Here is a 13,140-nt window from a genome sequence, read left to right as displayed (position 1 = left end):
GAATTTAAATACGATGTAAATATAATCACTAATTCTAAAATTCTGCAACTTCACTTTTGTGTCTAATTTTAGGTTATAAGTTTAAATATGAATCGAATTTTATCTGTCCTTGTATTATAATCTAAGTTATTGATAACTTTATTTATATTAAGGAGAAGTTATGTATGCTTTCAAGAAAAATCAACAGTGGATATAAAAAAATTAAAGAAAATTTTATTAAGAAAGTCACACTAAAAAACATTAATGAAACAGACTCATCTGTTTTATTTGAACTGCAAATAGAGAACTTTTGGTTTAAAGATAAAAGTATGAAATTTATTTTAGAGAGCAAATCACAAACAAAAATACTAAGTTACACAATAACCAATAATAAAGTTTCAGTAGAGCTACCAATAAAATTAATTAGTGAATTAAATGAGATCGGACATCTGAAATTTTACTTTAGAAACAAAAAAATGTTAATTAAATCAAATGTAGAAGTGAATGAAGACTTTATATTTAATGGGGCATATTTTCACATTGCAACTAACAAACACATTATATTGAAAAGAAACTTCCAAGAATATACATTCCATGAAGAGCCATTAATAGTAGATGACATTCAATCGGATTATGAGACCCTCACTTTGAAAGGTATTAATTATAATTTTGAATTAATGCACGTAAAAGAACCTCATGTCATTGCGATAAACAAAAATAAAATGAGACAAATTGATACGGTAATTGATCTGTCAACTAATAACATAACAGTTAAAAATCTATCTTTGTTTTCTCAAGGTGATTGGTTATTTTATTTGCGAATTAAGAAAGAAATTCACCCTATTAGATTAAATTACAGTAAAACTGTGAAATTAAAAACTTATCACCATTCTGCTTCAATAATGAAAACGAATAAATCTTATATGAAGGCTGTTTTTTCGCCACATGTAATTACATTAGATTCTGCCACTTTCGAAAACTTGGATCAAGATCATATTACCCTCAGCTTTTCACAACAAGAGTTAGAACTAAAAGGTAATGCCAAACTTATAGTTGAAGAACCCGATGGTAAACTAGATATCTCAAAACAATTAACAAAAATAGACGATTATAGTTTTGAGACAATCATTGACATGCGAGAACTCTTTGGCAATTTTAAAGTAGTTAGATTTTTCGTCGAAACAGGTGGTATTCAACCACTTAAATATCAATTTTATATTAAGCAAAAACAGATGCTTAATGGGAATGCAAAATCTTTTCATTCAACCGTCAATTCTCAAATAACAGGGTTTAAATTTTATCGTCGGAAAGATAAATCTCTAGGTTTAATGATTAGAAAGCCAAGGCTGAGAAAGTTAGTTACAGATGTAGAGGGTTTTTCTGTTTCAGGTTTTTTAGGCTCTATGGAAAGATTTAAAGAATGTAAACCGTATTTATTATTAGAAGATCGTTTAGAACAAAAATCAGTAAAATATCCATTAGCCCACGAATTTACAATTAATTTTAATCCGATTGATTTGTTAGGAATTAAAAGTCGAGGTAAAACAGTGATTGATCTCTTCGTCATAGTGGAAGATTCTTCGGGCTATGTCATTAGAAAAGAAAAAATAAAGTATGAAAAGGCAAACTACAAAAAAGACAATTATTACGCTTATATTACTCATGATGATGAAGAGCGTAATCAACATCATTTCTTGATAACAACTACGCCTTTTAACAACTTAAAAATAGAGACATTCATGATCCCTAATTTTGTAGAAATCCCTTCAGATACTTCAAGGAAAGATAATAAAACGTGGTTAATCGGCGAGCGAACAAACACTGCACAAGATAATGGATATATACTATTTAAATATCTTCAAAGAGAGACAGACTTGGACGTTTATTATGTAATCGACTCGGAATCTGAAGATTATGAGAAAATAAAAGATAACGAACATGTTCTTTCTTTTGGTTCTAAAGAACATTTTGAAATAGCGTTTAAAGCAAAGGTCTTATTAGGTACTCATGACTTGGAAAACCTCTTGCCCTACAAACCAGCAAAAGGTTTCTTTAATTATGAGAATACATTTAAAGTGTTTTTACAGCATGGTGTATTGGGAAGAAAAAATGTAGAGTATCATAAAAAGTTTTATGAGGATCCATTTGACTTGTTCATTGTGAGTAGTGATCCAGAGAAGTATGATGTAGTTATGGACCAATTAGGTTATGAGGAAGAAGAAGTAAAAGTTACAGGCTTGGCAAGATTTGATCGATTATATAATGTGGAAAAACCTCGAGACATTTTGTTAATGCCAACTTGGAGAGACTGGATTAATACAGATGAAAAGTTTTTGGAGAGCGAATATTATAATCGTTACATCAGTTTAATAAATAATCAAGAATTACTTGAACTGTTAAATAAGTATGATGTGAATTTAAACTTTTATCCGCACTATCGCTCTCAAGATTACTTCAGTATAGGTTTAAGTGAGAACAACGAGAGAGTCAAATTTATTCAATTAGGCAAGAAAAAAGTCCAAGATTTATTGAGAGAGCATGCATTACTGATTACTGATTTTAGTAGTGTAAGCTTTGACTTCACATTGCTAGGAAAACCTGTTATTTATTATCATTTCGATGTTAGACAATTCTTTAGAAGAGGAATTTTACGACCAGTGGATGAGACGTTTTTAGGACGGATTGCCCACACAGAAGAAGACCTGGTTGAACTAATTAAAGAAAGATTGGAATTAAACTTCGCAAATTATGAGAATGATTTGACCCAAATTGTTAAGTATCAAGATAAAAATAATTGTAAAAGAATATATGACGAGGTTATTAAAGGATTAGATAATGATTAAGGTCTTGCAACGTTAGGAAGAAGTTAAAATGAAAAAATTACTGATAAGAATAAAAAACAGTTCTTTAATCTCTAGAGCCTATCGCATAATCTTTAGCTTAATTGGTTATTTACCTAGGCGAAAGAAAACTGTAATCTTTGAGAGTTTTCACGGAAAGCAATATAGTGACAATCCACGAGCAATATATGAGTATATGAAAAAGCATTACCACGATTACAACTTAATTTGGAGTGCAGATCGTCGTTATACACATGTTTTCAAAAAAGCGAACGTTCCTAATGTAAAAAGGTTATCGATTAGATGGTTATTTGTCATGGGCAGAGCTAAATATTGGATTGTGAATACACGGTTACCTTTATGGATAAAAAAACCTAAAAATACTGTTTATGTACAAACGTGGCATGGAACACCATTGAAAAAATTAGGAATTGATATTGATCATGTTTCCATGCCAGGTACAAATACAGAAAAGTATAAAAAGAATTTCACATTAGAAGCTGAAAAATGGGATTACTTAATATCACCGAATGAGTACTCAACAGAGATTTTTAAACATGCATTCCAATTTCATAAAAAGGTGATTGAGAGTGGATATCCGAGAAATGACTACTTAGTAAATTCAAATGAGAGTAAGACAATTGAAGAGATTAAAAGAAGACTTAGACTTCCATTAGATAAAAAAGTATTATTGTATGCGCCGACTTGGAGAGATAATCAATATTTTCATAAAGGAAGTTACAAGTTTGATTTACCTTTTGATTTAAAACAAATGGAAGAAGAATTAAGTGATGATTATGTCTTAATTTTCCGCATGCATTATTTAATTTCAAGCAATCTTGATTTATCAGAGTACAGTGACTTTGCATTTGATTTTTCGAGCTACGAAGATATTCGAGATTTATATCTTGTTTCTGATACATTAATTACAGATTACTCTTCGGTTTTCTTTGACTATGCGATTTTAAACCGACCTATAATTTTTTATGTATATGATTTAGAAGAATATAGAGACGAATTAAGAGGATTTTATTTTGATTTTGAAGAAGAAGCACCTGGTCCTTTAGTAAAAACTACCGATGGCTTACTACAAGTGATTGATGAACTGAATGAATCAAAAGAAGTCAGTTCTTTGCGAGATTTCAGATACAACTACAATGCACTAGAGGATGGAAATGCAAGCCACCGAGTAGTTAATGAAATCTTTGATAAATAGACTTACCAACCAACTTGGTAAGTCTTATTTGTGTTTTATTTGTGTGAGTAATATAATTTACTTCATAATAAGCTTAATATGTTGAAAGGGTATACTAATGAAATCAGCGATAAATATAATAAAAGAACAATTTGAGCATTTTTATTTAATTCGACGACTCTCGTTGTATGAGTTAAAGAGTCGGAATAAAAGTAATTATCTAGGTATGGGATGGGAAGTCCTCAATCCAATGATTCAAATATTAATATACTGGTTTGTATTTGGTACATTACTTAGACGGACGCCGGTTGAAGTAGGTGGACAAGTAGTTCCATTTATAAGTTGGTTAGTTGCAGCATTCTTTTTATGGATCTTTTTTTATCAATCGACAATTCAAGGGTCAAAATCAATATACTCACGCCTAAAAATTCTCTCTAAGATGAATTTTCCGATGAGTATAATACCAAGCTTTGTGATTTTTTCTCAATTATATATCCATTTATTTTTACTAATAATAACAATGATATTATTAAATTTTATGGGTTATTTTGTATCCATATATTATATTCAATTAATTTACTACGTATTTGCTTTGCTCAGTTTAATCTTTTCAATCTCATTAATTACGTCAACTTTATCAACGATTATTCGAGATATTCATATGTTTATCAACTCCACATTAAGAATGTTTTTGTATGTCTCAGGAGTGTTATGGCCTTTATCGTTATTAAAAGACTTTCCAACAATTATGAAACTAATGCAGTTTAATCCACTATATTACTTGGTAGATGGGTATCGTGCAGCATTGTTTGGGGTTGAATGGCATTTTATAGCTAACTGGGAAATGACCGTTGTCTTTTGGACGATTGTAACGATTTTACTTCTTATAGGAGCTAGTCTTCATATGAAATTTAGAAAGCACTTTATTGATTACTTATAAAGGCATGTGAATTGTATGGAAAAAGTTATATCAGTGAGAAATATCAACAAAAAATACAAGCTTTACAGAAATAACAAAGAAAGAATTATGGATTTGGTATTCCCTAAATCCTATGGGGAAGATTTCTTTGCTTTAAAAGATGTGAACTTTGAAGCTTTTGAAGGAGACATCATTGGTTTCATCGGTACAAATGGTTCAGGAAAGTCGACGCTATCGAATATTATTGCGGGTATAGTTCCTGAGTCTTCAGGTTATTTGGAGATTAATGGCCAAGCATCTCTCATAGCTGTTGCCTCAGGATTAAAGAATGATTTATCCGGAAGAGAAAATATTGAATTGAAATTATTGATGTTAGGGTTTGACAGGGATCAAATTAAAGAGCTGGAACCACAAATTATTGAGTATGCAGAATTAGAAACATTCATTGATCAACCTGTAAAATCGTATTCAAGTGGGATGAAATCTCGTCTAGGATTTGCAATCTCTGTGAACATAGATCCAGACATTCTAATTATTGATGAAGCATTATCCGTAGGTGATAAAGCGTTTGCTAACAAGAGTCTTAATAAAATGTTGGAGTTTAAAGAAAAAGGCAAAACAATGATTTTTGTCAGCCATTCTATAAATCAAGTGAAGAATTTCTGTGAGAAAGTCTTGTGGCTAGAATTCGGTAAAGTGAAGAAATTTGGCTCAGTAGAAGACATAATACCACAATATGAAGACTTCTTATATCATTGGGAAAAGTTGTCGAAATCCGACAGAAAACAATATAGGAAATTATCAATTGATGGGGATGTACCTAACATATATGACTTCATTCCAGAAACATCCCTTAATGAGAAGAAAGAAAGTATCGTTAGTTTATTAGGACATGTAAAGGCTGGAGAATCATACATCTATAAAGACCCATCAGACTATAAAGAAAGAGAAAATACAAGTGCTTTAAAGAATAACGTTTATTATATTAAAAAGAAAATGACCTATAATGGAAATCCTTATTATTTATTAAGTAAGCAACCAAGTTATATGAATGGCGTCATTGGTTGGATGCAGAAACGTGACTTGAGTTTACTTCCTCATTATTCAATTGATAATGATCAGAAACAATTATATCTCACAGGTGGTGGAAAGGCATTTAACCGGCCTTGGGGTGGAAAGAAGAATATTGTTATAGATGATTTAACTATTTTAGAAGGAGAATCTTTTATTAGCAATAAAACAGAAAAAGTCGGAAATAACTTATGGTATCTCGGAAGGATAGAAAATCAATTAGAACCCGTATGGATTAATCATAAGCATCTGAAATGATGAATTGTTTTATAGAGAGAAGGCTAGAAATTGGTCGGTAAAAATAATGTGATCAAAGTATTAAATGTTCCTTTTTTAAATATCACAAAAGATGATTTTATAGAAAAAAAATTAATGAATGATATTGCTCATAGAAATCTTCGCCATGTTGTGACTGCGAATCCAGAAATCGTAATTCATGCAAAAGAACATAATTCATATTTTGAAACTATAAAAAAAGCTGATTATATAGTTGCTGATGGTATAGGGGTAATATTGGCTTCGAGAGTATATAAAACTCCATTACCTGAACGGATTGCAGGTTTTGAGGTCATGGAAGAACTTCTCAAAAAAGCTGATTTGAATAAGTACTCCATTTATTTATTCGGCGCTAAAGAAGGTGTGGCGGAGCAAGCTGCAAAACGAATTAAATCAATTTACAAAAACGTAAGTATTGCTGGTACCCATCACGGTTTTGTAGACATAGACGATATGCAAGTAGTAGATGACATTCGATCTAAAAAGCCAGATATTATTTTTGTAGCACTTGGTTATCCGAAACAAGAAAATTGGATTCAGCAACATATAAATAGTTTTCAAAGTGGCATTTTTATTGGAATAGGTGGAAGTATCGATGTCTGGGCAGGGGTAACAAAGCGTGCACCAGCTTTATGGCAAAAACTTAATATAGAATGGCTTTACAGGTTTATAAATAACCCAAAACGTATAGGGCGTTTTATAAAACTTCCATTGTTTTTAATTGAAGTGTTTCGCGACGCCCGCAAAAAAACAAGGTCTTAATCGGATCTTGTTTTTTAAATCTACGAAATATAGACTAAATACCTAATAGAATTATAAAAATTGTAAATAATTATATCATTCTATTAAAAACATGGTAAAATAATGGCAAGATAAACAATATTAAAATAAGGAGCGGTTATTTTGAGTAAAAGGATTAAGTATTTAATTAGTTTTATAGTTTTAATTTCACTAGGTATATCACTCGCGATGAATATTTCAGCAGAAGAACTTGATTATGTTCCAGCAGTAACGATTCAAGATGAAAATCCTGTATATGGTGAAAAAAACATAGATGGAACAGTTCTTGAAACATTAAAAAAGGGTACAATAATTCAGGTTTCACAAGAAGACGAAAATTGGTATAAACTACAGGTAACTGATAAGGAAGCCGGATCAAATCAATTTATACATACTAACAACATCGAGCTCGCTATCGTTGATTCTAATGAAGAGCAAGGGCTATCAATAAATGATATAAACGTCTATGATAAGCCTTCTTCTAAAGGAGCGTTTCTTAATGAGATAGCAACGGGAAATCTATTAACATATAAAAAGTTTGTAACTGGTTGGGTTCAAGTTGAAGTCGAAGTGAATGACCAACTGACAAAAGGATATGTTGAATCCGATTTAATAAATAAAATTGTAAATGAAGTAGAAAGTGCAGTAACGACTGATCAAACAATCGTTTATAATAATCCTTCTGAAGGTAGTCAAAAGATTGACACATTTTCAAAAGGTAAACTCTTAAACTATCTTGTGCTCGATAATGGTTGGTATGCCACATCAATCAATGGCACTTATGGATTTTTTAAAGGTTCAACTATTCAAGAAAGTGAATCAAATCCAGTGCAGAAAAGCGGAATAGCTTTAAAGCAACCTACGAAGGTTTATAGCCAACCTAATACTAATAGTGACGCTGTTAAAGATTATGCTTCTGGTAGCAAGTTAGTGTATAGAACATTTATCGACGGCTGGTATGAGGCTACTGTTTATGTAGGAGGGATAAAATATACTGGTTATATAGATGCAAGAGACGTTATTGAACCTACCACTGAAGTTGAGAAACTACAAGGTGTTGCTTTGAAAGATCAAGTAAATGTTTACAAAGGTCCTTCACATGGTTCAGGAGTGCATAAGAGTTATCAGAAAGGATCTATATTAAAATATGAGACATTTTCTGATGAATGGTATAAAGCTTATGTTTATGTTGGTGGAAAGAAAAAGGTCGGCTATATTGCTAAAAGTGATGTAGTCGAGCCGACTGAATCACCTAAGCAATATAGTGGTATCGCAACGAAGGAACCAACTCTTGTTTACCACCAAGCTACGAAGAATAGCAAAGCACTAAAAGCATACTCAGCAGGAAGCAAACTCATTTACAATTCATATATTGATGGCTGGTATCAAGCATCCGTTTATATCAACGGTCAAAAACAGACTGGATATATTAGTTCAAAAGATGTTCAAGGTCTACCTTCTAAAGTTGAAAAACTTAGTGGTGTTGCTGTGAACAGTAAAGTTCATGTTTATCAAGGTCCAACAAAAGATGCGTCGGTTCATAAAAGTTATCTCAAGGGTTCTATATTAAAATACGAAACATTCTCTGATGGATGGTATAGAGCATTCGTTTATGTAAATGGAAAAAGAAAAACGGGTTATATTGCAAAAACGGATGTCATAGAACCTACTACAAACCCAAAAACTTTAAATGGAATTGCAATTAAACATCCGACGAAAGTGTATGCAAAAGCTAACAAAAATGTTAAGCAACTGAAGTCTTACAGAGCCGGTAGTAATTTAAAATATGAAACTTTCATTGATGGCTGGTACAAAGCTACTATTTATCTAAATGGAAAGAAACGTACAGGCTATATACATGCAAATGATGTCTATCAACCTACTGATTCAAAAAAATTGGAAGGAGTAGCTGTGAAAGCACCTGTTCACGTTTATGAAGGACCTACCAGAGCTTCTAAAGCAAGAAAAAGCTATTCAAAAGGATCTATTCTTAAATACAGAACGTTTATGGAAGGTTGGTACCAAGCAACCATTTATAAAAATGGAAAAAAAGAAACAGGTTATATAGCTAGTTCAGATGTTGAACAACCGACCGATAATCCTAAAAGCTTAGAGGGAATTTCTTTAAATCAAAAAACACATGTCTATTCTACCCCATCCAAAAATAGTAAACCTTTAAAATCTTACCACGCTGGAAGTTTACTAAAATATGAAACTTATATTAATAATTGGTACAGAGCAACGGTATATGTAAACGGAAAGAAACGAACAGGGTATATTTATTCTGCTGATGTAGAAACACCAAAAGCGGATGGAAAAATAACATCAGGCATAGCCAAAAGATATCATACAAAAGTTTATTCCGGTCCTAACAATAATACTAAAACGCTTAAAAATTACAGAGAAGGTTCGGTCCTAAAATTTAAACCATATTTGAATGATTGGTATAAGGCAACTGTATATATAAATGGTAAAGCGAACACAGGATATATAAATAAAAAAGATATTCTTTTAGATGGTGCTAAGCAAACAACGCAGAAAGGCTTTGCTGCAAAACCAAATGTATATGTGTACAACGGTTTATCTAAGAAGTCCACTAAATTAAAAGGATACTCTTTAAACTCGCAGCTAACGTTTAAAACGTATACGGATAATTGGTATGAAGCGACTGTGTATGTTAATGGAAAACCTAAGACAGGATATATCTCCAAAAGTGACATTATTGACAATCAAATCAAGCCAAGATCATTTGTGAATCCGAAACAAGTATATTCTTATAGAGATATGGTAACGGATATAAATCAATTGGAACAACATTATTCGGGATTGATTAACACCGAAGTGATTGGTAAATCAGTTGAGGGTAGAAATATTTATCTTGTCAAACTAGGATATGGCGACACGAAAATTACAATTAACGCAGCACACCATGCCCGTGAATGGCTAACGACTAATCTTGTTATGAATCAAATCGATCAATATAGCCAGGCATTTGCGAAAGGTTCAAAATATAACGGTTATAATGTGAGAGATTTATTATCTAAAGTCACAATCTATTACGTACCAATGGTTAACCCTGATGGGGTTACTCTAAACCAATTCGGTCCAAGCGGATTCTCAAATTATAGTCAGTTAATCCGAATGAATAGCGGTAGTAAAGACTTTAAAGCTTGGAAAGCCAATTCAAGGGGTGTTGATTTAAACCGACAATACCCAGCCGGTTGGAATACGATACGTAACCTTGAGTATTCTCCAGGTCCAGAGAGATTTAAAGGATTGCGACCACTTAGCGAACCGGAAGTAATAGCCGTTGCTAACTTAGCGAAGAAACATAATTTTAAAACACATGTTGCTTATCATTCTTCAGGGGAAGTCCTTTATTGGGCTTATAACGCAGCAGGTTCATTAAGATTAACTAGTAGAAAAATTGCTAACCAAATTAGTAATCAAACGGGTTACTGGATGATTCCACAACAGTCTAATCCAAGTGGTGGTGGATATACAGATTGGGTCATTGACTCTTTGAAAACACCAGGATTCACACCAGAAATTTCACCACACGTTGGTCCAAGACCAGTACCAATAAGCAACTTCGATAGAATATGGAATCAAAATAAGTCGATTGGGCTTATGCTTGCAGAAGAAGCGTATAACAATAGAAATAAAAGGTAGATAATATAATGAAAAGCTGCTTTAGAAGTATCCTTCTGAAGCAGCTTTTTGATATAGTAAGAGATAGACAATAATTGAAGGGTTGATATTATGAAGAAAATCATGGCGATTTTTGGCACTCGACCAGAAGCGATAAAGATGGCACCGGTTATAAATGAATTGAAAAACAGACTAGATGACTTTGAAACAATCGTTACAGTAACTGCCCAACATCGTGAAATGTTGGATCAAGTGTTAGATGTATTCAATATTACACCTGATTTTGACTTAAACGTGATGAAGAAAGAGCAGACTTTAACTCAAATTACTTCTAATGTCCTTGAAGGAGTGGAGGAAGTTATTCAAAAGGTTTCTCCTGATCTCATATTAGTTCACGGTGATACAACTACTACTTTCTCTGCATCTTTGGCTGCTTTTTATCACAATATCCCAATTGGTCATATCGAGGCAGGGTTACGCACGGGCAATAAACAATCGCCATTTCCAGAAGAAGCAAATCGTGAGTTGACAGGAATACTAGCAGACTTGCACTTTGCACCGACTGAAAATGCGAAGGATAACTTACTAAAAGAAAATAAACCAGCCTCTCAGATTTTCGTGACTGGCAATACAGCAATCGATGCATTGAATACGACCGTAGATAAAAACTATACAAGTAAAATTCTAGATCGAATAGGTGACAAAAAGCTTGTTTTAGTAACAGCGCATCGGCGAGAGAACCTAGGGGAAGGGTTAGAACAAATATTTAAAGCCATTAAGCGATTAGTAAGTAAACATAAAGGCATCCATGTCGTTTACCCTGTTCATTTAAATCCGTTGGTAAGGAATGCTGCTCATGAAATACTAGGAAATAACGAGCAAATTGACTTGATCGAACCTCTAGGTGTCATCGACTTCCACAATTTTGCGGCTCACTCACATTTAATTATGACCGATTCTGGCGGTATTCAAGAAGAAGCACCATCCTTAGGTGTTCCTGTTCTAGTGCTAAGAGACACTACCGAAAGACCAGAGGGAGTTGAAGCGGGAACGTTAAAGTTGGCGGGAACCAATGAAGAAGAAATATTTCTTATGGCTGATGAATTACTCTCTAATGAAACGAGCTATAAGAAGATGGCCAAAGCTTCCAACCCATATGGAGATGGGCAAGCTTCCCAACGAATTGTGGATATTATAAAAGACTATATCGAAAAATAAATTGTAACCGAATTATAATTGGTGGTAGGCTGCAGCTATGCTATGATAAGAATGATATTTTATAAAGATGTAGAGGGATCTATTATGGCATTTATATTTCTTTTCGTAGCTTTTATCATTTCATTGCTTGCAGCCTTACTTATCACACCGTTAGTAAGAAAGTTAGCAATTGTATTTAATATAGTTGATCAACCCGATGAGCGAAAGATTCATACGATGGAACAACCTTATTTAGGTGGAATAGCTATTTTCCTTGGTGTGATGATTACTTATATGATGTTTTGGCCCAATCATGATCACCAACTAGCTGTTATCTTAGGTGCTGTTGTTATGCTTATTGTCGGTTTTCTAGATGATAAGTATAACTTGAAACCTGTCGTGAAATTGATTGGTCAGTTCATTGCGGCTTCTATTATCGTTGCATCAGATTTACTAATCGAAAGAATCAACATTCCATTTTTAGGCGAAGTTGAGCTTGGAAACTTAAGTGTAATTATTACTATTATTTGGATTATTGCTGTAGCCAATGCGATTAACTTGATTGATGGATTGGATGGTTTGGCTGCCGGGGTTACAACGATTGCGTTACTCAGTATTGGTGTAACTGCTATTCTTGATGCGAATTATGTCGTAGCTTTTCTTTGTATTATCACAATTGGTTCTAACTTAGGATTTCTATATCATAATTTTTATCCTTCGAAGATTTATATGGGGGATTCAGGGTCACTTTTTCTAGGATATATGATTGCAGTTATTTCTATGCTCGGTCTATTTAAAAATGTAACGTTGTTCAGTTTTTTTATCCCATTAATTATTTTAGCTGTTCCCATCTTAGATACAATTTTTGTGATGTATACGAGGGCGAAAGACGGAGAAAGTATCATGCTCGGTGATCGGAAACATTTACATTATCGACTAATTGACTCCGGTTTAAGTCATCGAGGAGCTGTCTTAGTGATTTATGCTTTTAGTGGATTGTTTGGTGCATTAGGTGTCCTGTTTAGCTATTCGCCAATTAATGCTGTGTTGATAGGCGCAATGGTTGCGTTATTTCTAGTGCATGTCATTGCTGAAATAGTAGGTTTGGTTCTTGGCGGTAAGCAACCTGTGTTGGATTTTTTGAAGAAATTTATAGTAAAGAAACGAAAATAAATAATAAGAGTCACATGATTACTTATCATGTGACTCTTATTAATAGGCTCTGTTAGCAG

At 33.0% G+C, this 13,140-nt stretch carries 8 protein-coding genes; all 8 read left to right on the top strand.

From position 1 onward, the window contains the following. Positions 1-164 precede the first annotated feature (164 nt). The 8 genes from FPQ13_RS06305 to FPQ13_RS06270 all read left to right on the top strand — a co-directional run bounded on the left by FPQ13_RS06305 (position 165) and on the right by FPQ13_RS06270 (position 13,081). Positions 165-2,822, top strand: a complete 2,658-nt coding sequence (locus FPQ13_RS06305; protein WP_144088485.1) for a CDP-glycerol glycerophosphotransferase family protein — start codon at positions 165-167, stop codon at positions 2,820-2,822. A 28-nt stretch (positions 2,823-2,850) separates the two neighbouring features. After that, the gene (locus FPQ13_RS06300) at positions 2,851-4,035 is read left to right on the top strand and encodes a CDP-glycerol glycerophosphotransferase family protein (RefSeq protein WP_144088484.1); all 1,185 of its coding nucleotides are present in this window, start codon (positions 2,851-2,853) and stop codon (positions 4,033-4,035) included. A 97-nt stretch (positions 4,036-4,132) separates the two neighbouring features. Beyond that, positions 4,133-4,954: an ABC transporter permease gene (locus FPQ13_RS06295; protein WP_144088483.1), complete on the top strand. Its 822-nt coding sequence runs from the start codon at positions 4,133-4,135 to the stop codon at positions 4,952-4,954. 15 nt (positions 4,955-4,969) lie between these two features. Next, entirely contained in the window at positions 4,970-6,262 is a 1,293-nt protein-coding gene (gene tagH / locus FPQ13_RS06290; RefSeq protein WP_144088482.1) for a teichoic acids export ABC transporter ATP-binding subunit TagH, read from the top strand. A gap of 30 nt (positions 6,263-6,292) precedes the next feature. Beyond that, positions 6,293-7,042: a WecB/TagA/CpsF family glycosyltransferase gene (locus FPQ13_RS06285; protein WP_144088481.1), complete on the top strand. Its 750-nt coding sequence runs from the start codon at positions 6,293-6,295 to the stop codon at positions 7,040-7,042. Between the two features lie 141 nt (positions 7,043-7,183). Then, positions 7,184-10,732 carry a M14 family metallocarboxypeptidase gene (locus FPQ13_RS06280; protein WP_144088480.1) on the top strand — a complete coding sequence of 1,183 codons (3,549 nt, stop codon included), beginning with the start codon at positions 7,184-7,186 and terminating at the stop codon, positions 10,730-10,732. 90 nt (positions 10,733-10,822) lie between these two features. Then, complete coding sequence (wecB, locus tag FPQ13_RS06275) at positions 10,823-11,929, top strand: non-hydrolyzing UDP-N-acetylglucosamine 2-epimerase (protein WP_144088479.1); 1,107 nt, start codon at positions 10,823-10,825, stop codon at positions 11,927-11,929. Positions 11,930-12,013: 84 nt separating this feature from the next. After that, the gene (locus FPQ13_RS06270) at positions 12,014-13,081 is read left to right on the top strand and encodes a glycosyltransferase family 4 protein (RefSeq protein WP_186279571.1); all 1,068 of its coding nucleotides are present in this window, start codon (positions 12,014-12,016) and stop codon (positions 13,079-13,081) included. Positions 13,082-13,140: the final 59 nt, after the last annotated feature.

Origin of the sequence: Allobacillus salarius, assembly GCF_007559425.1 — a bacterium.
GTDB classification, from domain to species: Bacteria; Bacillota; Bacilli; order Bacillales; family Alkalibacillaceae; genus Allobacillus; species Allobacillus salarius.
This window is presented reverse-complemented; position numbering and strand designations above follow the sequence as displayed.